The sequence below is a fragment of the candidate division WOR-3 bacterium genome (assembly GCA_039801365.1).
GTDB lineage: Bacteria > Hydrothermota > Tepidihabitantia > Tepidihabitantales > Tepidihabitantaceae > JBDRUN01.
Map to the genome: position 1 here is coordinate 23,519 of JBDRUN010000007.1, position 25,189 is coordinate 48,707.

Genomic DNA, 25,189 nt, shown 5'->3' on the forward strand with positions numbered 1-25,189 from the left:
CAAACTCCACGAAAGGAACCGGGGCCGGCAGATAGAGAGGCTGACCGAAGGCGCAGTTGTATGAGATTCTGTTCTGCGACGGATACCAGCAGCCGCCGGTGTACTATCTGATTGACGGTATTACCGGCGAGACGCCGGAGCAGGCGCTGAAGAATGACCTGATCGTTGTATTCGAGAGAGCATGCAGTGCTTGTGGGTAACGAGACGAATGAAGGAGGAGACCAGGGGCTTCAGTGTCCTTGTTGTCTCCGCCGGGTCAGTAGGCGACGGAACTCAGGGAATTTGCGCTCCATTCCTTCGGCCCGCGACCACCGGCCGACCTCGCGGATGTTGACCTTCTGGGCAAGACTCACCAGTACCGCCTGCTCCAATCCCTGGCGGTCGTTCCAGTAGTAGAACGCGGCCAGGCGGTCCTTCACGCAATCGGTCGGCGAGAGCATCCTCAGGCGCATTCCGGACACTTTGCGCGGGGCCGGAACCGGTAGTATTTCCTGGCCCACAGACAGAGGCCAGCGATTGCCGACATCCACCGCCATCTCGATTTCGGGATGGACGAACACGCGGCCAGCCGGATAGAACCCCAGCTCGGCCAGCGCCGCTGCCACGTCCGCAAGTCGGTCCTGCGGTACTATGACGAAGTCGAGGTCACGGGACACATACTTGCCCTCCGCGTAGATCATGACGCAGGCTCCACCGACAAGAACCGCAGTGAATCCGCGACGCTCCATTGCGTCACAGACCGCCGCGGCCAGTTGCCGGGTAGTCAGTCCATCAATCTTCACAGTCTTAGCGGCTTTCCCGACCGACGTGGACGCAGCCGCGGCGTGTAGAGCCGATCGCGTTCATCGTCGGGAAGCGCCCGTAATACCTTCTCCAGCAAAGCGCCAAGTTCCCGTTGGAACGGATAGCGCGGGTTCAGGCTGTACAGTCTGGTTCTACCGCGCATCCGGCTATAAACAACTCCGCCTTCCTCAAGCATTGCCAACTGCCGCTGCACCGCGCGTAGTGCGAACCCCAGCTCCGCTGCCAGCTCGCGCGCATATGCCTCGCCCCTGGTCATAATGTATAGCAGTATCCACTCCCGTAGGGGAGAACCGAACAGCGGCGCAAGTAGGGTAGTGCGGCCAGGACTAATTTTGTTAGTCATATGACTTACTTTGTTAGTCAGTATATAATGCAACAGTCCAGTGTCAATAGTGCTGCTGCCGGTCTGGTAACCACCAAGGAACGTTGATACCCGCCGATGCAGTACAATAGACCACATACTCCCACATCAGTCCTCGGCCTGGTAAGGCCGTAGTAAGTCTGGGCACACCGGAGCTCCAAGATTCCCGGATTCTCTTCGCCACCAAACCAAGCACATCATCCGAGGCTCCCTCGCCCCGGGTCCTGCCGCGATTGCCACTACAATACCAGATGACTGGGAAGCTGATGTCTCCGCTGGGAATCCCGGTGCAACGCACTGGACGCCAGCGACCGCTTTGCCCGCGAGTCGCTGTTCGTACCGCGGTCGTCTGAAGCAAGTTGCCAACCTGGCCTGATGCGGTAAGATAGTTCGGTGAACAATCAATCCGAACTTTTGGCACAACTGGCCGAGGCAGTGGTACGACTCAAACCTGAGCTTGTGGCCGAGCTGACCAGAAAGGCACTAGATCAGAAGATACCGCCCGAACGTGCCTTGACCGAAGGTCTTGCCGCCGGAATGAAGTTAGTCGGCGAGAAGTTCGCGTGCCGCGAGTATTTCGTGCCCCAGGTGCTGCTTGCCGCCAGAGCAATGTATGCGGGGTTTGATATTCTCAAGGAGCGGCTGACGCAAGCCGAATTGCAGACCGTAAGCCGTGGAAAAGTTGCCCTGGGTGTGGTGCAGGGAGATATTCACGACATCGGCAAGAACATAGTGAAGGTTCTGGTGCAGGCAGCCGGGTTCGAGGTGCTGGATTTGGGCCGGAATGCGCCCGACTCAGCCTTCATACGTGCAGCCGAGAATGGTTGCCGGATTATTGGCATCTCTTCGTTGATGACAACAACTATGCCGCGTATGGGCATCATCATTGAGGCTTTGGATAAGTCTGGACTACGCAAGGATACGAGAGTAATTATCGGCGGCGCACCGGTGACAGCCGGCTTTGCCCAGAGTATCGGCGCGGACGGTTACGCTCCTGATGCATACTCGGCTGTTGCCGAGTTCGAGCGGCTGATGGCAGGGCGATGAGGGAACAACTTCTCAAGGAACGGCTGACTGAGCTGGCGGAGCTGCGCAAGGTTGGCCGCAAAGTCATCGGCTATTCCTCGCATTTCGTGCCGGTAGAGCTTATTCGCTCAGTCGGCGCCATACCGGTGCGGCTCCTGCGCGGTGGGTACGATGCCGAAACCGCCGGTCTGTCATTTCTTCGGCCGGATGCTTGTCCGCACTGTCTGGCCACGCTGGGGAATTTCTCCCTGAGTCAGGCCGGCTTCTATGGCCTGGTTGATGCCTTTGCTTCGGTGAACACCTGCGACCTCGCTCGACGACTGCCTGAATCTGTCCGGGTGCACTTTGACCTGCCCACGTTTGAACTATATCTGCCCCGCAACTCTGAACCTTTTCCACACCGGCTTAGTGAATTCTCCCGTCAGCTTGAGCAGATGGGCAGGGATATGGCTTCTTTCTGTGGCACGGACTTTGACCAGGCGGCCCTGGCCACGGCGATCAGAGCCGAAGAGGCACTGCGAGCTGCGCTGCGGCGACTGGCAGGTTCCGGCCTTGCCGAATCTCAGGTGCTGGACCTTGTCACTCTCGCCACAGTGCTGGAACCAGAACGCTTCACGCTTTACGCTTCACGCTTCACGCCAGACTCACCCTCACCCTTCCCTCCCCCTCAAGGGGGAGGGAATGAAAGGGAGAGGGTGACGCGGAGCACAGCACCGACGGCCAAGGCCGGCCGGCCGAGGTTGATGCTTCTGGGCAGCGAGCTGGCAGAAGAGGACCGCTGGATTGTCAACGCCATCGAGGAACAGGCAGATATTGTCGCCGACCTTCTGTCCGAAGGTAGGGCCTGGTTTGCCGACAGCTTCCCGGATACGGGTAACCCACTCGCCGACCTCGCTTCTTTTTACTTCTTCCGCCAGCCGGCTGTATTTCGCCGACCCAACGACTATACCTACGAGCGTATCCGCGAGCTGATAAGACTCAACCACGTGCAAGGCGTCATTCTCAAAACTCTCCTCTATTGCGACCCCTGGAAGCTTGAAGAAGTAAGGCTGCGCAAGGAAACCGGTCTGCCGCTTTTGCACATTGAGAGCAACTACGCGCCCGAGAACCGCGGCCAGATTCGTACCCGGCTAGAGGCTTTTCTCGAATCGCTGGAAGCTTGAAACTTGGTACCTGAGAATCTCTGGAAAGACCCGCCAGCCCGCCGCATCAGCTTTACGGAGTGGGGCGAACTGTTTCTGCAGGTTCCAGATGAACTGCTGGTGGATTACTATCACTATTTTCGCAGGGATCAGGAGAAGCGGGGTGGCCCGGCCCGCTGGTCTGCGTATCTGTTTCCGCCCCAGCAGTTTGCCGTTTATGGCTGCCGACATCTCAAACGTCTGAAGTACGACAACTCGCTGGCCGCGCTGCGCCTGTGGGGTTTTGTACAGAACGAGACCGAACGTCTGTTCCGCGCGCGGCAGCTCGGCCGCAAGGTCGTCGCCTGTCTGGGCGACTTGGGCGCGGTACCAGTAATTGTCAATTCCTTTCCCGGCGTAACCGCTTTTTACCCGGACTGTCTGTGGTGGACGCCATTCGTCATGGAAAGCAAAGTGCTTTTCGAAGCCGCAGCCGAACTGGGCATCGGTGAAGCCACCTGTTATTCCCGGGCCGCGCTCGGCGCCTTTGCCAAACATGCCTACTTTCCTGACCCGGACCTGTGCATTGCCTCTTCGGGTGCTTCCTGCGACGACTATGCCGCGGTGGAGCAGCTTGCCGCTGCCTTTGCCCGCGACATTATCTGGGCTGAAGAGCCGGTCCGCCCTGCTTCCATCGCAGACAAACCAGACCCCAAGAGTGTCGCCTTTCTGGCGCAGGAATACCGCCGCATAGTCAAACAGCTGGAAGAGCTCACCGGTCACCACCTCAGTGAAGAAGAACTGCATCATGGTATACAGAAGGCTAACCGCATCCGCCGACTGACCGCGCACCTGCGTGAACTGGCCTATGGCCAGGGCCTGCTGCCGGCACTGGAAATGATGATTGTGGAATTCGGCTGTCTGCACCACTATTCAGACATTGATGAATGGACCGAAATACTCGTCCACCTGGCAGAAACTGCCGAGCGCAGGAAGGAAAACGGCGAGTCAGTAACCGCCGCAGACGCCCTCCGTATCGTCTGGGTTACACCGCCGGCTGACCCTCTGTTTCTCTGCTATTTCGAGGACGCCGGCTGCCGGATTGTCGGCACTGAGTACGTCATCAACCAGGCCCTGGAAATCATCGCCGAAGACAACCCGCCCCTGGAGGCAATCGCCGAATCGTTCCTGGCTGCCTCGCTCATCGGCACGACCCGGCAGCGCTCCGAGTCAGTCATTGCGCAGGCACGCCGACACCAGGCAGACGGCGTTGTTATCTCCGGCATATTCGGCGGCTCCCATTGCGCCATGGAAACCAGACTCATCTCCCACTACGTACGCGAAGCACTCGGTCTTCCAGTGCTCGAGTTTGATGTGCCTGACCCGGCTCCGGAAATAAGCCAGCAACTGCGCACCCGCATTGAGGCATTCCTTGAGGTCCTGGCCGAACGAAGAAGTCAGATCTGTCTTGCCGGCAGATGAAAGAGCTGCTTACCCCGCGCGAACGTTTCAATCTGCTGGTAATAGACGAACCGCAGGATAGAGTCCCGGTATTCCCCCTGGTCACTTCTCATGCGGCCCGGGTCGCCAGCATCAGCGTGAGCGAGTACGTGACCGATGGAAGAGTCATGGCCGAGGCTCAACTTCTGGCCCGGGAAAAGTACGGCCACGACTTTATTTCCTTTTTCTCTGAAGTCGGCATTATCGCTGAAGCGCTGGGATCGGAGTTTGAGTTTCCCCAAGACGACCTGCCCATGCTGGTGCGGCCACGCTGGCAGGAATTGCCCGACGAATCTGCCCTGACGGACTTCTCCAGCCTGTCTGAGAAAGGCAGACTCTGCGTCTACCTAGAAGCCATCGATGTTGCCTACGAGGCTGTCGGCGATCGGGTGCCGATACTCGCTTATATTCCCGCTCCCTTCACCACCTGCCAGCACCTAGTGGAAACCGAAAATTTCCTCCTCGGCCTTATGCTCGAACCGCGAAAGATTCATGATCTGCTTGCCTGGGCCACCCGGGCGGTAATAGACTTCTCCCGGGCCTGCATTGAAGCCGGTGCCCTGCCCCTGTTGGTTGACCCTCTGGCCTCAGGCAGCGTCGTCTCGGCCGAACATTTCCGCGAGTTCTGCCTGCCTTACGAAAAAAGGGTCATCGACTACTGGCACCGCTACGACCTGGATGTCATTCTCCACATCTGCGGTGATACTTCAGGAATAGTGGAACTTTTGCCCGACACTGGTGCTGATCTCTTGAGCCTTGACCGGATTGACCTGAAACAGGCGGTAGCGAAGGCCGGCTCCCGCTGTCGCCTCATCGGCAACTTCCACACCACTGACATCTGGCTGTCTTCACCAGAGACAATTGCGCAGGCCGCCAGCGAGATGGTTGCCACAGGCCGAGAATGTCCGATGGGCTATATTGCCTCTACTGGGTGCGAAATCCCCCTTGCTACTCCGGCGGAGAATATTAGAACTTTCATTCGGGCCTGCAGCGAAGCCGGCGCCAATCCGCAGTTCGGCCGCGTATAGCGTAGCATCTACAGCTAACAACTGGACACTGATAGCCTGGAGTGAACAACCCTGAGAAACCGCTGCTGAGCGATGACCGACAAGACACCCTCGAGGTGAAACCTACTAGTGGGCTCAGCTAAGAAACCGGGCTGCCGCTTGCGTTTGGTCTAGCAACAGTAGCTTGTATGTGTTCGATGACGCCGAAGGACGTTCACTGCCCTTCGGCCCGAAGCAACGTCCGGGTCAGCTCGGCCCGCTCCTGGCAGGCTCGTGCAAGGTCGTCTCGGATTGCGTTCTGCACCGTCCTGGCGGTCATTTCCGAGCGCCTCGTATAGAACAGGATAGCAGCGGTCAGTATGAGTGTCGCGCCGAGCAGGAAGAGGAGCAACCGGTCGAATCCGGGCAGGGTCTCAGACCGAGGTCGAATTCTGGGCCGGACCGGCCTGGTTGCGGTGAGTATGCAGTTATTTGCCACGGTTGACCCCTCGATGCTTTCCATATCCATACAGGGCCCCGGCGCCCTGCACCGGGGCCCTGCAAGGAGGAAGCTACCGGGATTTCACGAGCTTGACGACTTGGTGGAGGTCGTCAGTCTGGACCCGGCAGAGGTAGGTCCCGGCTCCCACCAGTCCGCCGGTTTCGTCGGTGCCGTCCCATGCCACGCAGTATGTCCCAGGCTCAGCCCGGCAACACGTAAGAAGACGCTTTACCATTCTTCCGGTTGCCGAGTACACCTCGACTGACACCTGGCCGCCTCGGGCTAGGTTCAGGCTTATCTCGGTTCCGCTTACGCCGCATGGATTCTGGGCCAGCGTCAATGCGCTGCTCTCGTTCTCATTCCGCCAACCCTGGTTCGCGGTCAGCTCCGGGAGTTTGCCAAGCTCAAAAGTCCATGACGGTTCGAACCAGCGACTCCAGGCCACGCCGTCATAGACGCGGCAGCTCCACCGGTACATGCCAAGTTCAATCGGCGGCATCATCGGAATCTTCCAGAAACATTCGGTGGTGTAGGTCTCCCACCTCGGTTGTGGTTGCTGGATTCCCTCTTCGACCTTGAATACCTGGAAGTGAAACAGGTCCATCCCGGCTGGTGCGGCAACTACAAGCGTAATGTTCGGCTCCGTCGTTTTCTTGCCAGGCTCCGGGCTGACCGGTATCGGCGGTGCGGGCGGCACTCTCGGCTCGGGCTGACCCGGAGCATCAACTGGCGGTTCGGACTTGACGATACTGAAGTACCACAGAGGCTCAAAGAATGCTGACCATTCCTCACCGATTCGAGCCCGACAGGTCCAGAAATAGGTCTGGCCCGGCTCAAATCCGGTCTCGCCCGGGGTCCGGGTAAATCCCCAGGGCGCAAGCCATTGGAACTGGTTGGTGTAGATCTCGGCGAATGGTTTTTCACCCTCGCCGATCGTACTGAATACCCGGAAGTTGAGCTCCTCAACTTCAATTGGGCAACCAACGACCAGTTCGACCGTCCGGTTCAATCCCTTGGTTCCAGGCTCAGGCGACACTGGGGTGGGTGGCTCCAAAGCCAACGCCACGAGCGGCAGAACCAGCACCAGTGCCAGATAGTTCATCGTCTTCATCTCTCATACCCTCCTGCAGTGAGGTGTTCAAGGGCACACCTCAGCCCTTTCGGGTGAACGACGATTGTCCCGCGTGTGAAGACTCGTGTTTGACATTCGTCATTTCCCCTTTCCCTGTCACCCTCAACACTTGGGTGATACTTATACTTCTGCACAGGCCGTGCCATCACCACGGCACCAGGCTCAAATCAGCAAGTAACGGAAGAAACCAGGCCTTGCGGCAACCGGCCGCTTCAGACCGTGGTTCGCTTCATGTCCGAGGCCGGACGCGACTACTTGGCTAGCCTGCTGAATCTACGGATGATGCGGCTGCGACGACCAGCACACGTCTTGTGCGGTGCGCCAAGAAAAATCACTCAAGACTCAGGAAACGTCAGGCCACGTAAGAGCAAGGGGGTGGAACGACAGGAAGGTCGACACAGTCTGTCTGGAATGCAGTCGTTGTGCCATGGGATGGGGCACGTTCGAGCATGGCCGAGGGGTTCACACGGCCAGTGTTGAGGGGTGACTGCAAGGGGTGAGAGATGTATAGTGCTGCGCCGGCCTTCCTGTCATCAGACCACCAGGCGACAGTCAGTCCCAAGGAGGCTGTAGGCAGAGGCATTACTACCAGACAAGATTGCAAGCTGCGTGCCAGACGCTATTGGGCAAATGATGATATTTCAACGCCTTACAACACAGAACAATGCGCCAATTATGTGGCTAGGCGCGGCCTAGCTGCAGCCTGCGGCTGTAAGTTGCGCTTCTCAGACAGTTACGAACTGCGACAAGGCCGACCCGCACACCAGGATTGACGCACTACGCATGTATCAGCAGGCAGCGCAAAGCCCTGGTCAGGCACCGCGCAAGAACTTGGGACGTATCAATCCTCTGGAATCGGCTGTCCTGGCTGGCGCACGATATATGGCACACCCCATGCGGCTGCTACATAGGGTTTGGATGTGTCGGCCCAGAGCGTGCCCCAGCCGATGGCGTCGTGGCCTGATGGCCGGACTTCACTCACCACCCCGGCTGACTCAAGTCCGATATACCAGAGCCGCTCGAACGTCGTCGTTGATGTCCTGTAATAGGCGCGACGCCGGTGGTGCGGCACAACAGGCCGGCCGTGGTGTAGAAACACCCAGGACGAATCACCGTTTGAGGAAACCGTTACCCTTACCCACACTGTGTCCTCCGGGACAAAGCTCGGCAGTTCCTCCTTGGCTAGGAGCGTATCAGCAGTGGTGAGCCGAAACGTGTCTGAGTCTGACCAGGACCAGGCGTGAACCTCGATTCTGGCTACCTTCAGCTCATAGGGCGGGTCAACAGTCGCAAACCGGACCGGCGACAACCTGCGAATGCGCCAGCGGTCTCGGCTCTTGGTCAGATAAACAGTACGCACCGCTTCGTCAATAAACGGCTTACGCCATATTAGAATCGGGTTAGTCGTCGTGTCGAACATGGTCCGGAAGTCACCGTTGATCGTCGTGGTAATCGTGGCGAGCGCAGTTGTGTCCGGGTCACCGGGATAGGCCGGGATTTGGACGCGCACAACTCTGGACATACCACCCGGCGGAATGTAGCGGCGGAACCGGACGAATGGAATCATTTCATACTGGTCGCTCGACTCATCGCCACTGGTTGGGGTTGAGTCACTAGAACCATAACTGCGGGTACTGTTCTCGTCGGTGTAGACTGAAGAACCGAGCAGATTGCGGATAGCCGTCTCGTCGTCATTCCGGCTGCACCCGGCCGGAATGAGCAACAGCATAACGAACACGAAAACTAGCGCTGACCGAACGTACTTCATTATAGCCTCCATTCTGTTGCTTGCCTGCAACATTCCTGCAACCGATGTGCCAAAAGACAACCCTCTGTTTCTCTGCCGGTTAGCAATGCCCTGCTGCGCCACAAGTTGTACCGCAGCGTGCAGTTCTGGTCTTTGACGTTCAAAAGTCTGGTGTCAGGAGTAGAACCCCTGATACCACGCAGTTAGTCATGGCACAGATTGTATCATCTGCCCAGATGGGGGCAGAAGTTCAATTGTGATGCCTGACCCTTTTGCAACAAAGCGGACAAGCCGTCTGGTACCGGCTTTCTCATACCACAGGTCAATCTGCTCCTCGCCCATGGACAGCTCAAGTTTGCAGCAGTCAAACACTCCAGCCGGCACTGAAATCTGCTCATCTCCGGCAAGACGGAACTCGGCCTCGTACATCGCACCGCCAAACGGCGGGCCCATTGGATTGATAACCGTCAACCGCGCAGGCTTCTTTGGCTCCAGTTTCAGCGCACGACCAAGCAGCACCAGACCGTCAATGTCGTATGTCTTGGCGGTAATCGGGAACAACTGTCGTCGCTCTTCACCTGCAGCAAAGCTCGATACGGCGACTGACTGTGTTCCGTAGTTGGCTGCGGTCGTCGCAAGTGCCGGGCCGGTCCAGATAAACCGGAACGAGCTCCGCGGGGTAAGATTATCCCGGCGCACGTGTAGGAACGAAGAATCTGTCACCGGCACGTTGCCGGTCCGGGTGCGAGTCACAAGAACAACCATGTAAACCGGCAGCGGTTCCTCATCGGGTTTGGCCGGCTGGAGCCAGTCGTATTTGATCGTGGTGGTGTACGTGCCGATTGAATCGTCGAGTGCCCGCACGCGATAGTGGTTTATCTCACCATCTGGCAGGGGGGGCAGGCTGAGGTTGAGCCGGGCCTCGAGGTCAGTTCGGCCGCACTGGCACGAGAGTAGGAAGAAAATGGGAAGCAGGCAAGAGGCAGAAAAGAGCAGACGGTGGAAACTAGACAGCAGACAACATCCTTGTTTTCTTGTCACATTAGGCTCCTATCATGGATGGTTAGCTATTCCCACTCGATTGTCGCGGGTGGCTTCGGGCTGATATCGTAGGTAACTCGGTTGATGCCCCGCACCTCATTGACAATGCGGTTTGACACCCGGGCCAAGAAGTCTGCAGGCAGCTTTGCCCAGTCTGCGGTCATCGCGTCGGTCGAAGTCACGGCCCGCAACACAACCGCATGCTCATAGGTACGCCTGTCGCCCTGGACACCGACTGACCTGACCGGCAGCAGCACCGCGAATGCCTGCCAGACCCGGTCGTACAGTCCGGCGCGTTGCAGCTCGTTGATAAGAATATCGTCGGCCTCGCGCAACAGTCGAAGCCGCTCCTTAGTAACCGGCCCGACAACCCGCACCGCAAGTCCGGGCCCGGGAAACGGATGCCGGCCGGTAATCTTGCCGGGCAGTCGGAGTGCGCGCCCCAGCTCTCGGACTTCGTCCTTAAAAAGCTCGCGCAGCGGCTCAATCAGCTCAAACTTCATTCTCCTCGGCAGCCCGCCAACGTTATGGTGAGTCTTGATTGTTGCGGACGGACCGCCGAACGCCGAACGGGATTCTATCAAGTCCGGGTAGAGCGTGCCTTGGGCAAGGAAACGTACTGGGCCGAACCGGGCCGCAGCTTCCTCGAACACCCGGATAAAAGTACGGCCGACGCGCCGGCGCTTCTCCTCCGGCTCCGCCACACCCGCGAGTCGGGCAAGGAATTTCTCGCCTGCGTCCACGACATGCAGGTTGAATCTCCGGCCCAGCATCCGCCGGACATCGGCCGCCTCGTTCTTGCGTAGAAGACCATTGTCTACAAACACCGCCAGCAACCGGGCCCCGATTGCCCGGCGCAGAAGTGCGGCCATCACCGTGGAATCGACTCCGCCTGAGACCGCACAGATGACTTTCTCATTGCCGACAAGCGCGCGGATTTCCCGGGTCTTTTCCCTGATGAACGACCGCATAGTCCAGTCCGGTCGGGTTTGGCAGATACGGAAAAGGAAGTTGGCAATTATCTGGCGGCCAGACTCGGTATGCTCGACCTCCGGGTGGAACTGAACCCCATAGATACGGCGCGCTTCATCCGCAAATGCGGCGCACCCAATCGAGCGCGTGCGGCCGATAGACCGGAATCCTCTTGGCAGCCGCGCCACATGGTCGCCATGACTCATCCATACCCGGGACTCACCCGGTAGACCGGCAAACAGGGGTGAAGCTGCTGGCTGTGAGCCGTCAGCTACGACCTTGAGCGTGGCCGGTCCATACTCGCGCCGCTCACCGGCCCGTACCCAACCGCCGAGCAGCCGCGCGATAGCCTGCATGCCGTAGCAGATGCCAAGTACCGGTATGCCAAGCGAAAATATGCCCGGGTCCGGCATCGGCGCATTGCTTTCAAGCGTGCTTGCCGGCCCGCCGGAAAGAATCATGCCTGATGCACCCCGCTGCCTCACCTCGGACGCTGAAATCCGATGGCTGACTAGCTCGGAAAAAACGTGCTGCTCGCGCACCCGCCGGACAATAAGCTGGTTATACTGCGACCCAAAGTCAAGAACTAGTATCCGGTCCAAAGCTAGACCCTACCGGTCAGGCAGGGTGTCACCAGCCAGTGCGCGGGCCGCAGCCGAGGCTTCACCGTAGAGCAGAATTGTCTGCCGGACCAGGTCCACGTCTGAGCGAAGCCGCTTTGACTTGTACCACATTTCGATCGTCCGCTCCAGCGCGGCAATCTCGTCGAGCAGCAGTTCAAGACGCTGCCGCACGGCAGGCCGGCGCAGGCGCCCGGTGGCTTCAAGCCGGACACGCAACTTCTCAGCTTCGGTCTTGAGCGACTCGGCCCGGACCCGGTATGCTTCGATTTCTCTTGCGGACACACCGTAGTCGAGAGTCTCAACCTGCGCCTTGCGGTGCCCGATGAACTCGTGCAGGAGGTAGCCAAGCAGTACGGCTCCGGCCAAGGCCAACAGCCAGAATAGGAGTCTCACTTCGTGCCTCCGGTCGTAACAACATTCACCAGCCGATTCTGGACGTAGATGACCTTTGTAACGCTGCGGCCCGCGATGGCGCGGACGACATTCTCATCTGCAAGAGCCTTGGCCTTGATTTCCACCTCGCCTGCGCTACGCGGCACCAGGACCCGGCCGCGCAGCCGGCCGTCAACCTGCACCGGAACTTCCATTTCGTCGAACACAAGAAACCGACGGTCAGGCTCAGGGAATCGCTCGCTGAAAAGCGAGCCGGCTGCAGGCCGTACCCGATGCCAGAGCTCCTCAGCCAAGTGTGGCGCAAACGGCGCAAGAAGGGATATCAATCGGCCCAGACAGAAGCCAAACAAAGCATCTGCAAGTTCAGCATGGTCATAGTTCAGGGACTCGGATTGCGGTGCTCGATCGGCGACGTTTCCACTCTTGCGTCCCGGCATCCTGTCGGTCCACGCGTAAAGATGGTTAAGAAACTCCATCAGCGCCGCGATCGCGGTGTTGTATTGGAACGCCTCGATGTCATCAGCAACCTTCTGTATCGTTTGATTCAGTCTGATGTACAGCTCGCGTTCAGCCGATTTGAGCTTCGTAGTATCGGGCGGCTCGAATGTAACGCTGTCACCGTGTTCCTCATACAGTCGCCATACTCTGGAAAGAAAACGGGTTACGCCTGTAACAAGGTCATCAGTCCAGTCCAGCGGCTTCTCCGGTGGCGCCGCGAACAAAATCGCTAGTCTGGCAACGTCCGCCCCTTCCTCCTCGACAAACTTGCCAACCCAGATACCGACATTCTTCGAGGAAGACATCGTGACGCCGTTCAGACTAACCATCCCCTGAGTATGAAGCACCCTTGCCGGCTCCTTGACCGAAACCATACCAAGGTCATAGAGCACCCGGGTAAAGAACCGGAAAAATATCAGGTGCCCGGTCGCATGCTCGATGCCGCCGATATACTCATCCACCGGCAGCCACTTGTCTGCTTCCTCCTTGGCAAAGGGCAACCGGTCGTTGTGTGGGTCGGTATAGCGCAGAAAATACCAGGACGAATCCACAAACGTATCCATTGTGTCCGGGTCGCGGGTTGCCGGGCCGGAGCACTTCGGGCAGGAAGTATGGTAGAACTCCTCAACCCCGGCCAGCACCGACTTGCCTTTGGGCTTGAAGTCCTTGACATTTTCCGGCAGAAGTACCGGCAGGTCTTTATCCGGCACCGGCACAATCCCGCACCGCTCGCAGTGTACCATCGGTATCGGCGTACCCCAGTACCGCTGGCGCGACACGAGCCAGTCCTTCAAACGGTAGTTGGTGACACGACGACCTAGCCCCTTCTTCTCTAGATAATCGCAGACCTTCTGGATACCCTCTTCTGAAGGCGTGCCGTCGAACGGTCCGGAGTTCACCATCACGCCCGGCTCAGTGTAGGCCGCAGTCAGGGATTCTGGACCAGCAATAGGACATTTGGGATTCTGAATGACCACCCTTACTGGTATGCCGTATTTCTGGGCAAACTCGAAGTCGCGCTGGTCATGGGCCGGTACGGCCATTATCATCCCGGTACCGTACGATCCGAGCACAAAGTCCGCAATGTATATTGGCACCCGTTCGCCATTCACCGGGTTTATGGCGTACCGGCCGGTGAACACACCTTGTTTGTCTCCGGTCGCAGCGGTGCGCTCGATTTCCGGCCGCGCCAATACTCGGTGCCGGAACTCCTCAATTTCCGCTTCCCGGCCCGTACCTATGCCAATTGTCTCAGCGAGTGGGGCATCGGGCGCAAGCGCCATGAACGTCACGCCCCAGAGTGTATCCGGCCGAGTCGTGAACACCGGCAAGGAGGAAGGTTCGGCGGTTTCCGAGGTAAGTGGTTCCAGCCGGAAATCAACCTCAACCCCGTCAGACCGACCGATCCAGTGCCGCTGCATCGTACGTACGCTCTCAGGCCACTGTTTCAGTTCCTCGATGCCATCAAGAAGCGCCTGTGCGTATTCGGTAATTTTGAAGAACCACTGGGTCAGCTTACGCTTTTCGACCGCAGTCTTGCAGCGATAGCAGACGCCTTCATCCACCTGCTCATTCGCCAGTACGGTCTGGCAGGCCGGGCACCAGTTCACCAGCGCTTCCTTGCGGTACGCGAGCCCGCGTTCATACAGCCGCAGAAAAAGCCACTGATTCCACCGGTAGTACTCAGGCCGGCAGGTCGTGATTTCGCGGTCCCAGTCGTAGCCGATTCCCAGAAGCTTCAGGCTGCGACGCGCGGTTCTGATTGATTCGAATGTCCAGTAACTTGGGTGATTACCATGGGCAATGGCTGCGTTTTCAGCTGGCAGGCCGAATGCATCCCACCCGAACGGATGGAGCACGTCAAACCCCTGCATCTTGCGAAACCGGCACAGCACGTCGCCAATGACATAGTTCCGGCAGTGGCCCATGTGCACGTCGCCGGACGGATAGAAGAACATGACCAATACGTAGAACTTCCGCTTCGGGTCCGGATTGGTGCGAAACGTCCCTTGTTCATCCCAGTAATGTTGCCAGCGGGCCTCGATTTGCCGGGCCGGGTACGCAACTCGCCTTTGTTCAGATGGCTGTTTCCTAAACATCCGGTTCCACCACTTTCTTCCCGGCGACACCAGTACGGCCAGGCCGGCGTACACACGCCCGCCAGTACTGCCCGTCCGCAGCAAGCCGGCACCAGCCAGAGGACCGACCACAGCCAACGCAGTAAGTCAGTAGCTCAAGCCGGGCGAACGGTTCAAGGTCGCCCTCAAGCATCGCCTTTTGAATCCAGTATAGCTGTCGTAGGATTGCGTTCAACTCGGCCAAGTCCGGCCAAAGCTGAACCGCATCGCCGATACGACGCCGGGCGTAGGAAGAGACATACTTGGCCTTTGCACCGACCAGGTCAAGCAATGCGGTCGTCAGCCAGGCAACAATGCGGGGAATATCCTCACCCGCAGCTTCGAGTCGGCGCAACACTCCGAGTGCGGCCGCAGCATCACGCCTGGTCACAAGTTCCACGTACTCATTCAATGCGTACTCGCGGGATGAACCGGCCAGCTCGCGCACGTCGGCAGCCGTTGCTTCGGCTCCGGGTGCAAGACAGGTGGCTAGCTTTTCGACCTCACCCCGCAGTGTTCCGGTATCAGTCCCGGAAATCTCGATGAGCAACTCCACGGCTTCGGGTGTCAGAGTAATGCCGCGTTCCTGCGCCCATGCCGACACGAGCGATTCAAGGTCGTTCCGCTCGGGCTGCTTCATTTCGACGATGAACCGACCAAGCCCGGTTGTAGTAAGCAGGGACGCAAGTGGCTTTGAGGAAAGTCCGGTCAGTACTACGATTGTGGGATTGTGGATTCCGGACTTTGGCTTCTGGACTTGCGCCACTGTCTGACAGAGTTTCTCGACGCCACTCTTGCGAAGTTCCGGATCAAACACGACACCGTCCCGTCCCGGCCGGGTAATGTCCCTGATGACGACCAGCCGGCGCGCACCAACCGGCAATTGCCGCAGTCGCTGCTCCAAGTCTTCGTCGTCAAGGTCATCGGCCGCAAGCAGTTCCAAGTCGAACGCCTCAAGCCCGGGGTTGACCACTTTTTCTTTCAGCTTGGCGATTATCGTATCGACCAGTACCGAATCCGGCCCAAGGAGAACATACACTGGTTGAAACTCGCCTCGGTCAATCTGCGCGAGTACGTCCTGGCCTGCAGGGTTCTTCTTCCGATTCCGGTCTCGCATCATTATTCCAAAACTCAATGTTAGTCAGAGCCTGAAGATAGTCAATCTCATCAGGCTGGACAGGACGTGGCCGGAAATGGAGTAGCCGGAAGAGCTCGGTCTTTCCACTTTGTCGAAGTTTCTGGCCGGTTGGGATTTTTAGGGTCGAGGTCCCTGATTCCCGGTCCCTTGCGCCGGGACGAGCTCGAAGTCAACGGTTACGGCCCAGCCTTTGACCATGCGGAAAGGAATTGTCTTTTCCCGATACCCGTCCGCATGGCCGGTTATCCGGTGTTCGCCGGCTGGAACCTGGCTAAATGAGTAGTTGCCAGCCGAATCGGACATCGTTGACCGGCCGGTCTGCTCAATGGCAAGCAGCGCACCAGAAACCGGGGTTCCAGTCGTTGCATCAAGAACGGTACCGTCTAGTTCACCGACGTCGGTAGTATCGTGCAAGAAGAAGTCGAGTCTGGTCGTATCGCCGCCCTTTGCCTGTACTATTCGGGTCTGCGCGGCAAATCCTGAGCAGGACGCGGTAACGGTCTGCGGCCCGGGCGGAAAGTCGGTCAGCAGGTAGCAGCCGTCCGGTTCAACTGCCACTACCGTTTCCGGACTGCCGGTCGTGATAACGGCCGGGTAACAGCCGGTCCTGGACCCGGCTTTGATTACGCGGCCTTGTACTATCCTGGGCAGGTCAGGGTAGATTCCGGCGTCAATCAGCACCGTGTCATTCCTGTGGACTGGTGTGGTCAGTACAAAGGCAGCTGGCCGATACCCCTTGCTGGCAACACCGAGGCGTGCGTTCGGGCAAGCCGCCGCGATCGGGGTACGGCCAGTAGAATCAACCGCAGCCATCATTCCGGTCGGTTCAATCGTCACGAGCGCACCAGGCAGGGGGCGGCCAGTTTCCGCGTCATACACGTGTGCAACGAACAATACGGGTGAAGAACAGGAGAAAAAAAGCACGACCTGCGCGGCCAGGATGGTCAGTAATGGCAGAGGGCCAGAAGGCAAGCAGGCCTTTCCGGCTACTCCCTTTCCAGCCAACCTGCTCCTACAGGTCACTACTCCGTTTTTCGGGACTAGCTGGCTCTTGTTTCTTCTCCTGTCCGGCTGGCGGCTAGCAGGCGTGGCACGGGAAGCGTTGAGCGTAGGTAGCGTCCTAGAACACTGCTACTTTATGCTGACTGGTGGAGCCTTGGGACTGGATGTTCACGACATAGCTACCGATTTTGACGCGGTGGCCGTTTTCGTCCCGGCCATTCCAGGTAATGCGGTGAACCCCTGCAGGCTGCCTGGCGTCAAGCAAAATACAGACCGACCGACCCAGCATGTCATAAACGTCAATTCGTACCGTACCGGGTTGACGCAATAGGTATTCCACAGTCAGCTCTTCGTCCGGCTCCAGCACCGGTCTAGCCCGAATGACCTCTACGATACATGAGTCTTTGGGCTCGGTAATGCCGGTTGCCGGCTCGCCAACCGCAAACACGATTGCGGGATGGTCGCCTGGTGGCAGGCCGAGTGCGAGAGCGATGTCCTGTCGCTCAGCCCGGGTCAGTGGTGCAGTCACAAATCCCGCAAGGCCGAGCGCCCGGGCTTGGGCAAGGTACTGAAACGCGGTAAATCCGGCTTCCTGCATCGGGCCATAGGAACCGGTATCGCCAACACAGACGACGATATAGGCCTGGCCGGTCGATGGAATCCTTGGGCAGGCCTGACGCAATTCCGGTCTGCGGTCGCTGGCAAGGATGCGCTCAAGCCGATGGTCGGCCGTGCTCGTGCTGCCGGATGGTAGCCGGTTGTGGTAACGGTCAACACCCTCGTCGCGCACAAGATAGATACGGCCGGTGAGATGATAGCTGGCAGCTGGGCTCGGCACAGTAAGGCCAATACGGCCGTTGTAGACTGTGTGCGGCGTCGGGCCGTATCCGGACCAGAGCAGTTGGGATAGGACCTCGGCGGACAATGGCAACGAGGAGAATACTGAATCCTGCCCAAGTCCCATTAGCACGAGTTCGAAAGTGTCTGGGCCGGATGTTCTGGGTCTGGACAGACTGGAATCAGAGCAAGCCGCAATCCGAGTGGTATCAAGACCTCTGACTTCGGCCCGGCCGTACAGGTTCACCATCAGAATAGGCTTGCTTGGTGCCCAGTTTGCATTGGCATAATCTGCTGCCCACTTCATCGGACAAGAGGCTACGCCCGGCCCGGCCGAGTCCGCAAACGCAACCCCAGCCAAAAGTCCGGCCTGGACAGCCATCCCAGCCTCTTCGTGCCGATCGCAAGCGACACCGACTTCAAACGCAGCCGATGAGGAATAGCGCAGGTCGCCAGCCCTGTGTAGAACCAGGACATTGCCCGCCGGTTCGTAAGTGTAAACTCCTTGACGGGTTGCGACGTAGAATGTCCTGTTAACGCCCAGCCTCGGCGTCCGATTCATGGCCCACAATACATTCGCGAGTACCTGCCTTGGTAAGGAGTCGGTAAACCCGGAGTGGACCGAGTAACGACTGTTCGACAACACTTCAAAGGAGTACGGATGGACGATTGGCCCGGGAAGACTTTCGCGGGACATCGTCACTAGGACAATGGTCAGAAGCGCAGCCATATACGGGAACAAGGTTAGGTATGGCCAGTCTGACTGTCAAGCCAATACGGTTGACAGCAGAACTGCCTTGCGTAGGCTGGAATTGGTGAGTGCAGTGCGGATTATACCGGCCGGACTGTCGCAATTCAGCTTGGCGCTGCTCTTCGCTGGGACGGCCGAGGCAGCTTTTACCAAGTATCCATATGTCCAGAACCTTACCGATTCAAGTGCGGTGGTCCGATGGGAAACATCTACCGCTGCGCCAGGGTTGGTGCAATACGGTTTTTCCTCAGGGTACGGTTTTGAAGTATCACATTCAACGCCGGATACCGTCCATGAGCTGACACTGTCCGGCCTCGTTGCCGATACGGTCTATCACTACCGTGTGATTTCCGAGCCGGATACGTCCCCGGACGCACAGTTCTCAACAATCGCCAGTCCAGACCGGCCTTTTCGGCTTATCGTGTACGCCGACACCCATGGCGACAGCACGACCCAGCAGACGGTCGTGAACCGTATGAACCTCGTCGAACCCCGGCCCGGGTTGCTTGTCCACTGTGGCGACGTCACTGCTTCCGGAACGCTGGACGAGTACCGGGTTTTCTTCAACGTCGAGCGACCGTTGCTTTGCCGGACACCATTCTTCCCGTGTCTTGGTAACCATGATTTGGGCAGCATCACCAATTGGCGCCGATTCTTCTGCTTGCCGGGCAACGAGCGCTGGTACAGCGTGCGGTACGGAAATGCGGCGTTCCACTGTCTGGACGATTCTTCGAGCTACGCGCCGGGCAGCGAGCAGTACGAGTGGTTCTTGTCCGAACTTCTCGCCGATAGCGCCAACCCGAATATTCGTCACGTATTTGTCTGGTTTCACTACCCGCCCTACACCACTAATCAGGCGTACACTGGCAACATGCGGGCACGTCAATATTTGTGCCCACTGTTCGAGCGTTTCGGCATCAGGGTGTGTTTCAACGGTCATGTCCACGCTTACGAGCACAGCCTTGTGAGCGGAGTGCACTACATTACGACCGGCGGCGGCGGCGCAGCATTGGCTACCGGCTGGAATGCAGCCCAGCCTTGGACTGTGTACCGCCAGGCGACCTATCACTTCACACTGCTTGACATCCGGGGAGACACCGTGTTCTCACGCGGAATCAAGCCGGACGGAACCGTGTTCGATTCATTCGCCATCGTCGCATCGCACACCTGGCTCACTACCGGGCCAGTCTCGTACCTATCGGTATCCGGACCTACCGCCCTGCCGCTACCCGCTGCTCAGCAGGTTCGGATAAGCTTCCGATTGAGTGAACCAGAGCACATCGAACTTGTGCTATTCAACCCCAGCGGTCGCCAGGTTGCGGCTCTTCTCGACCAAATGCTTCAGCCGGGCGAACACACGGTAACTTGGAAGCCGGCAGGTGTAACACCGGGACAGTACTTCTGCGTACTCAGGACCAAGTCTGGTGCACTGCGCCGGAAATCGGGGCATTGGTGGCCCGGGTATTCTGTTGTCCGAGTGGTGCTTGCAAGATAGGCCAAGAAGCAACATATCTGAAACCGGGCGGTCTAGTTGGTCCAAACAGCTAGAGCGTCGGCTTGACTTGGAGTAGGTTCAGGCGCTAGAATCATCCTGGCACAGTGAGCCTGGCTTTGCTCTCCGGTTTGTTGTCTGCGCCGGGCGAGCCGCATCGTCGTCATAGAACGATTAAGGAGGCCTAGATGATGAACAGAAGTATGCTGTCGGTTGCAGGGCTTGTCGTCGTAACCATGGTCAGTCATGGCCAAGGCTGGGAGCAGCGATATGACGGCCCGGCTCACAGTTTCGATCGGGCGCTGGCACTGGCGACGGACGCTGCGGGCAACGTCTACGTCACTGGATTCAGCACCGACGTGGACGAAGACTGCTTTACCATCAAATACTCGGCCACCGGCTTGGCGCTGTGGCAGCAGCGCAAGTCCGGCACGGTCGCGGGCAACGACCGGGCAGTCGCAATCCGGCTGTCAGCCACCGGGGTGTATGTTGCCGGCTACGTGCAGAATGCAACTGAGGACTTTCTGGTCATGAAATACGACCCGGCGACCGGGGCTGAGCAGTGGGCCAGGTTCTACAATGGTCCGGGTTCAGGCAACGACCGGGCGACATCGCTGGCCTTGGACGGACTCGGGAACTTGCTTGTCGCAGGACATGTCCGCAAGAACGGTCACGACGAGGCCACGGTTGTGAAGTACGACCCGGACGGTATCGAGCAGTGGGCCGTGCAGATACCGCCTGATGTTGGCGACCTGGCTAGCTATGCGACCGGCGTTGCGACCGCACCCGGGGGTGGAGTATACGTGTGCGGCCGGTACGAGCGGAGCGCAGGTACGAGCGACTATCTTGTGGCCCGGCTCGATGCCGGCGGCTCGCTCGACTGGGTCAGACGCTACGACGGCTCAGCCGGCAGCGATGACTACGCGACCGCAATTGGCGTTGACAATTTGGGCAATGTCTATGTCACCGGAACAAGTACCGGTACAACAACCGGCCTTGACTTTGCCACGCTGAAGTACGACCCGGACGGCGCACAACTCTGGGTAAACCGGCATAATGTGTCCGGCGCAAATGCGGATGAGGCTTTCTGTCTCGGATTGGATGCTTCTGGGAACTGCTTTGTTGCGGGCTATTCCAACCGGCCTGCTCCTGGGACCGACTTTGCTATAGTGAAGTACACTGCGGCCGGCAGCGAAGCCTGGCGGCAGTACTATGGCGAGGGTGGTGGTCGCGAGGATACTGCCTTCGCGCTGACGGTTGACGAAAACGGAAATGTTTATGTAACCGGTACGAGCGAAACCCCGAATAGGTGGCTCAATATTCTGACGGTTAAGTATGACAATGCCGGCAACCGGGTCTGGGCTGTTTCTTGGGACGGCGAGGAGTTTGATGACGGCGGGACCGCGATCACGGTCAGCACCGGTGCAGTTTACGTGACTGGTTACAGCGACGGCAACGACCAAGACGACATGATAACCCTGAAGTACTTCGAACGCGACCCGGGAATTGCTGCGTTTGTTGACCCAGAACCGAACGAGAAGCTGCCGCCCCAGCCACTGGCGCCTCAGGTCAGGTTTGCCAACTACGGCCTGGTGACCGATACGTTCCAGACCTATGTCAAGTTATATCGTGGTGCGACGCTGGTGCATTCGGATGTGCAGACGGTGGCCGGGCTTGAGCCCAGTGATGACCAACTGGTCGTATTCCGTGCGTTCTATGCCGAGGCTGGTTCTTATACGCTGCGCTGCTCGACTTACCGGGCAGGGGATCAGAACCCGGTAAACGACACCGCCGAGATTCAGTTTGTGGTGCAGTGGACAACAATGCCGGGCTGGTCCAAACTGGACGACGACGTCAGTCCTGGTTTGAGTCTCAGAGGGGTTAAGGATGGCGGCGCGCTCTGCTATGGCCGGTACACGTCATCAAACTGGGCAGTGTTTGCACTCAAGGGTAACGGCACCAACGAATTCTACCGGTACGAGATTTCCGGCGACACCTGGCACCAGCTTGAGTCCCTACCCTTCGCCCCGGACCGCCGCAAGACAGTCAAGAAAGGCGGGGCTTTGTGCTACGACCGCTACGACTCGCTTGTGTTTGCACTCAAGGGAAACAGTACGCTCGAATTCTGGAAGTACTATACGCTGCGGGATTCCTGGACGCAGTGCGAGAGCGTGCCGGCCGGACCGCAGGAGAAGAAAGTCAAGGGCGGGGCTGGGCTGGCGTTCTATCATGCCGGTCCGGATTCGGACCTTGTCTTCTGCATGAAGGGCAACAAGACTACCGAGTTCTACGCCTATCATGTGCAGCGTGACACCTGGTTTGCGCTCGATACGCTGCCGCGCACAGCCAAAGGCAAAGGATGGGGCGACGGCAGCTGCCTGGTGAATGCCGGCGGCACGCTTTATGCGCTGATGGGTTCCTACAACTGGCTCTGTGCCTACAAGCCTGGCGATGGCGACTCCTGGTACATGTGCGAATCAATGCCGTTGTATAATATCAGCGGCCGGAAAAAGAAGGCCAAGATGGGAACCGCAATGTGCTTTGGCACCGGTCGGATATTTGCGCTCAAAGGCGGCACGTGCCAGTTCTGGGCCTACTACCCACTCGCCGACACCTGGATTGAGCTCGATTCTTTACCAAGACTGCCAAGCGACAAACCGGTCAAAGGCGGCGGTGCCCTCACCTTTGGCGGCGGATACGTATGGGCGCTCAAAGGCAACAAGACGTTTGAGTTCTGGCAGTACTATCCAGGTACGGACTACGACGGAACGGCTGTCCCTGAACCCCGGACCGGAGTACAAGCTGCCAACGTCGCGACCGAGATGCTGCGGTTTCAGCTATTCCCCAATCCACTTGCGAAGGACTGGGCGACGCTTAGGCTCAGCGGTAAGGCCGGCAGGTCGTCCGGTGGCCGGTTGCGTATTTTCAACGCTGCCGGACGGTGTGTCCTCGTCCGGCCACTGGCAACGGGTAACCGGCATTTTGAGATCCCGTTAGACGTCCGCAGGCTGGCCAATGGAATCTATCTTGTTTGCCTTGAAGCGGACGGCGCAACTGCCACTCAAAAGCTCGTCATCCAGCGATAGTCAAGAATGACGTTGACGGCAGCAATAATTGCAATTATGCTTGGCCAGGAAACGATGCAAGGAGAAACCTGAAGTGATAGGGCTGCTGGCAACAGCCCGGTTCATGTCACCTGGTGCGGAACGAATGGTCGAGGCCCGCGTACCGCGAGATCCACCGACCTATCGTTCTGCACAGTAGGACGAGAAGTGTCGGCGTAAGGAGTTGGTAACTCAAGGAGGAGCAAGATGCGGAGCCGAATGATAATGCTCGCGGTTATGGTTGCAGTGCTCATGCCTGTGTCTTCTCAGGCAACCCAGGGAGTGCCGGGTGGTGAGTATGCCTACCCGAAGCGCGTGCCTTACGAGGACCCGCCTCCGTCTGTTGTCTGGGGGCCATTCATTATGCCGGATTTGCGCGGGCTTGGCTGGGGGCTGTACGGTGTTTCCTACCAAGGACTGAATGACCAGTTACACGCAAACTATTTCTGGGAAAACCGGGTGCGGCGCTACCGCTCGGCCGACTCGACCAACCCGGCGATGCCCGAGACCATCATCCACAGCTATGTTCCGTCGCCGGTCACCGACTCGTTTCAGGACCTGGCCTATTGCCGGTATGACCGGTCGGTCTGGCTTCATTCCTCAAAACTGAAGCGGGTGTACAAGATGGATGCGGTGACCGGTGTTATCAAGCGCGAGTTTCCTTCGCCGTGCACGCGCTACCCGACCGGCATCGCATTCAACGAACGGGCCAAGCGGCTATACCTTGTTGACCGGATGCCAGAGGGCGTGTTTCCGTGCAGCCTTTACGTTACTGACACGATGGGTTACGTGCTCCAGCGGTTCGGACTGGACCATCTCGGGTACAGCTACTCAGGCGCACGATGCCTGGACATTGACTACTCCAACACAAACCCGAACTGGCCCACTTTACTGCTTCTGTATTCGTTCTTTTCCGGTTCTGGCATCCTCGATAGTTGCGTCCTGTTTGAGTTGAACCCGGACAACATGGCAATCATCCACCGCGCGAAACTGCCGAACCTAGCCGGCTACGTAAACAATGCCCGTGGGGTAGCCTGGGACCCACGCAACGGTGACTACTGGATTACCATCATGCAGAACCCGGACAACTATATCTACAAGCTGGACGGCTGGTATTCACCGATTTCACCGGATGTAGGTATTATGTCGCTTGTTGCACCACGCGGGGTTTACGACTCGGCTACGGTCATCACGCCCCAGGTCGTTGTGCGCAATTTCGGGGCAAGCACTGTCGCCTGCCCGGTAAGACTAACCATCGGTACCGGGTACAACCAGATTAGGACCAAGACAATCCGGGCCGGGGCCGAGGATACAATCTATTTTCCGGACTGGCAGCCTCAGGTCATCGGCACGTATGTGGCGCGATGCTCGACAATGCTCGCCGGTGACCTGTTTCCGGCCAACGACACCTGGACCGAAGTCACCCAGATTGTGCGTCCTGGAGTAGACGTTTCCTGCCACCGGCTGATGGCGCCAATCGGCGTCGTAGACTCGGGTGTAGTCATTATCCCGGCCTGCTCGACCTACAACTACGGCAACACCACTGTCTCCTACACGGTACGAATGAAGGTCGCCAACGGCTACAATCAGACCGCGACCGTGACCGGACACAAACCCGGCCAGTTTGCAGTTGTCACCTTTCCGGCCTGGACCGCAAGCCCGCGCGGCACCTTCGCAGTCTCCTGCTCAACCGAGGCAACTGGTGACATAATCCCGGGCAATGACTGCAAACGCGACTCAGTGATTGTCCGGAACATGGACGTCGGTGCGACCGCAATACTAGCGCCAACCGGCATAGTTGACTCAGGCACAGTGATAACACCACGGGCGATCGTGTATAACTTCGGCAACACCACTGAGACATTCCCGGCCACATTACAAATCGGCTCAGTGTACAATCAGACGGTGTCCGGGATAACGCTTGTTCCGGGCCAGTATGACACGATTGACTTTCCGAACTGGATTGCCCAACCGCTGGGTGTACACAACGTCGTGAGCTTCACTAGCTTGTCCTACGACGTTCGGCGGTCAAACGACACCAC

20 protein-coding genes are annotated in these 25,189 nt (G+C 58.3%); 8 read left to right on the forward strand and 12 right to left on the reverse strand.

Going from position 1 to position 25,189, the window contains the following annotated elements:
• Positions 1–56 precede the first annotated feature (56 nt).
• Positions 57–200: a hypothetical protein gene (locus ABIL25_02145; protein MEO0081077.1), complete on the forward strand. Its 144-nt coding sequence runs from the start codon at positions 57–59 to the stop codon at positions 198–200.
• A gap of 30 nt (positions 201–230) precedes the next feature.
• Here the strand turns inward: ABIL25_02145 and ABIL25_02150 are convergent, their stop codons facing one another.
• Both ABIL25_02150 and ABIL25_02155 read right to left on the reverse strand, forming a co-directional pair.
• The gene (locus ABIL25_02150; protein ID MEO0081078.1) at positions 231–782 is read right to left on the reverse strand and encodes a hypothetical protein; all 552 of its coding nucleotides are present in this window, start codon (positions 780–782) and stop codon (positions 231–233) included.
• Entirely contained in the window at positions 779–1,147 is a 369-nt protein-coding gene (locus tag ABIL25_02155) for a winged helix-turn-helix domain-containing protein (GenBank protein MEO0081079.1), read from the reverse strand. Before ABIL25_02155 ends, ABIL25_02150 begins: the two co-directional genes overlap by 4 nt.
• Before the next feature lie 411 nt (positions 1,148–1,558).
• Here ABIL25_02155 and ABIL25_02160 point away from each other — a divergent pair, with 411 nt between their 5' ends.
• From ABIL25_02160 to ABIL25_02175, 4 genes are read left to right on the forward strand one after another with little or no spacing between them, the layout of a single operon-like run.
• Complete coding sequence (locus tag ABIL25_02160; protein MEO0081080.1) at positions 1,559–2,212, forward strand: corrinoid protein; 654 nt, start codon at positions 1,559–1,561, stop codon at positions 2,210–2,212.
• Positions 2,209–3,354: a 2-hydroxyacyl-CoA dehydratase family protein gene (locus tag ABIL25_02165; GenBank protein MEO0081081.1), complete on the forward strand. Its 1,146-nt coding sequence runs from the start codon at positions 2,209–2,211 to the stop codon at positions 3,352–3,354. The genes ABIL25_02160 and ABIL25_02165 overlap by 4 nt, the downstream gene beginning before the upstream one ends.
• A 3-nt stretch (positions 3,355–3,357) precedes the next feature.
• The gene (locus tag ABIL25_02170; GenBank protein ID MEO0081082.1) at positions 3,358–4,794 is read left to right on the forward strand and encodes a 2-hydroxyacyl-CoA dehydratase family protein; all 1,437 of its coding nucleotides are present in this window, start codon (positions 3,358–3,360) and stop codon (positions 4,792–4,794) included.
• Positions 4,791–5,840: a uroporphyrinogen decarboxylase family protein gene (locus ABIL25_02175; GenBank protein ID MEO0081083.1), complete on the forward strand. Its 1,050-nt coding sequence runs from the start codon at positions 4,791–4,793 to the stop codon at positions 5,838–5,840. The genes ABIL25_02170 and ABIL25_02175 overlap by 4 nt, the downstream gene beginning before the upstream one ends.
• A 193-nt stretch (positions 5,841–6,033) precedes the next feature.
• On the opposite strand, the gene ABIL25_02180 is transcribed toward ABIL25_02175, so the two are convergent.
• From ABIL25_02180 to ABIL25_02225, 10 genes are all read right to left on the reverse strand, one after another.
• On the reverse strand, positions 6,034–6,327 hold the full coding sequence (locus ABIL25_02180; protein ID MEO0081084.1) for a hypothetical protein: 294 nt from the start codon (positions 6,325–6,327) through the stop codon (positions 6,034–6,036).
• A gap of 43 nt (positions 6,328–6,370) precedes the next feature.
• On the reverse strand, positions 6,371–7,411 hold the full coding sequence (locus tag ABIL25_02185; GenBank protein ID MEO0081085.1) for a FlgD immunoglobulin-like domain containing protein: 1,041 nt from the start codon (positions 7,409–7,411) through the stop codon (positions 6,371–6,373).
• Between the two features lie 862 nt (positions 7,412–8,273).
• Positions 8,274–9,200 carry a hypothetical protein gene (locus ABIL25_02190; protein ID MEO0081086.1) on the reverse strand — a complete coding sequence of 309 codons (927 nt, stop codon included), beginning with the start codon at positions 9,198–9,200 and terminating at the stop codon, positions 8,274–8,276.
• A 186-nt stretch (positions 9,201–9,386) separates the two neighbouring features.
• Entirely contained in the window at positions 9,387–10,220 is an 834-nt protein-coding gene (locus ABIL25_02195; protein ID MEO0081087.1) for a DUF3108 domain-containing protein, read from the reverse strand.
• 26 nt (positions 10,221–10,246) lie between these two features.
• A complete protein-coding gene (gene guaA / locus ABIL25_02200; GenBank protein MEO0081088.1) occupies positions 10,247–11,794 on the reverse strand; it encodes a glutamine-hydrolyzing GMP synthase in 1,548 nt (515 codons plus the stop codon).
• 9 nt (positions 11,795–11,803) lie between these two features.
• Entirely contained in the window at positions 11,804–12,208 is a 405-nt protein-coding gene (locus ABIL25_02205; protein ID MEO0081089.1) for a hypothetical protein, read from the reverse strand.
• A complete protein-coding gene (gene leuS, locus ABIL25_02210; protein MEO0081090.1) occupies positions 12,205–14,805 on the reverse strand; it encodes a leucine--tRNA ligase in 2,601 nt (866 codons plus the stop codon). Before leuS ends, ABIL25_02205 begins: the two co-directional genes overlap by 4 nt.
• Complete coding sequence (gene holA / locus ABIL25_02215) at positions 14,798–15,958, reverse strand: DNA polymerase III subunit delta (protein MEO0081091.1); 1,161 nt, start codon at positions 15,956–15,958, stop codon at positions 14,798–14,800. The genes leuS and holA overlap by 8 nt, the downstream gene beginning before the upstream one ends.
• A 120-nt stretch (positions 15,959–16,078) precedes the next feature.
• Positions 16,079–16,933 (reverse strand): carboxypeptidase regulatory-like domain-containing protein, encoded by an 855-nt coding sequence (locus ABIL25_02220; GenBank protein ID MEO0081092.1) that lies wholly within the window; start codon positions 16,931–16,933, stop codon positions 16,079–16,081.
• Between the two features lie 148 nt (positions 16,934–17,081).
• Positions 17,082–18,542, reverse strand: a complete 1,461-nt coding sequence (locus ABIL25_02225) for a FlgD immunoglobulin-like domain containing protein (GenBank protein ID MEO0081093.1) — start codon at positions 18,540–18,542, stop codon at positions 17,082–17,084.
• A 73-nt stretch (positions 18,543–18,615) separates the two neighbouring features.
• On the opposite strand from ABIL25_02225, the gene ABIL25_02230 reads away from it, so the two are divergent.
• From ABIL25_02230 to ABIL25_02240, 3 genes are all read left to right on the forward strand, one after another.
• Positions 18,616–20,046, forward strand: a complete 1,431-nt coding sequence (locus ABIL25_02230) for a metallophosphoesterase family protein (GenBank protein MEO0081094.1) — start codon at positions 18,616–18,618, stop codon at positions 20,044–20,046.
• Between the two features lie 185 nt (positions 20,047–20,231).
• Positions 20,232–23,129 (forward strand): SBBP repeat-containing protein, encoded by a 2,898-nt coding sequence (locus ABIL25_02235; GenBank protein ID MEO0081095.1) that lies wholly within the window; start codon positions 20,232–20,234, stop codon positions 23,127–23,129.
• 225 nt (positions 23,130–23,354) lie between these two features.
• Positions 23,355–25,189, forward strand: a 1,835-nt coding sequence (locus tag ABIL25_02240) for a hypothetical protein (protein MEO0081096.1), incomplete at its 3' end; no start/stop codon positions are given.

Excerpts from the sequence above, each read along its gene's own strand:
- ABIL25_02155 (MEO0081079.1), bottom strand. The coding sequence starts at position 1,147 with ATGACTAACAAAATTAGTCCTGGCCGCACTACCCTACTTGCGCCGCTG.
- ABIL25_02165 (MEO0081081.1), top strand. The coding sequence starts at position 2,209 with ATGAGGGAACAACTTCTCAAGGAACGGCTGACTGAGCTGGCGGAGCTG.
- ABIL25_02175 (MEO0081083.1), top strand. The coding sequence starts at position 4,791 with ATGAAAGAGCTGCTTACCCCGCGCGAACGTTTCAATCTGCTGGTAATA.
- ABIL25_02180 (MEO0081084.1), bottom strand. The coding sequence starts at position 6,327 with ATGGATATGGAAAGCATCGAGGGGTCAACCGTGGCAAATAACTGCATA.
- ABIL25_02185 (MEO0081085.1), bottom strand. The coding sequence starts at position 7,411 with ATGAAGACGATGAACTATCTGGCACTGGTGCTGGTTCTGCCGCTCGTG.
- ABIL25_02190 (MEO0081086.1), bottom strand. The coding sequence starts at position 9,200 with ATGAAGTACGTTCGGTCAGCGCTAGTTTTCGTGTTCGTTATGCTGTTG.
- leuS (MEO0081090.1), bottom strand. The coding sequence starts at position 14,805 with ATGTTTAGGAAACAGCCATCTGAACAAAGGCGAGTTGCGTACCCGGCC.
- ABIL25_02235 (MEO0081095.1), top strand. The coding sequence starts at position 20,232 with ATGATGAACAGAAGTATGCTGTCGGTTGCAGGGCTTGTCGTCGTAACC.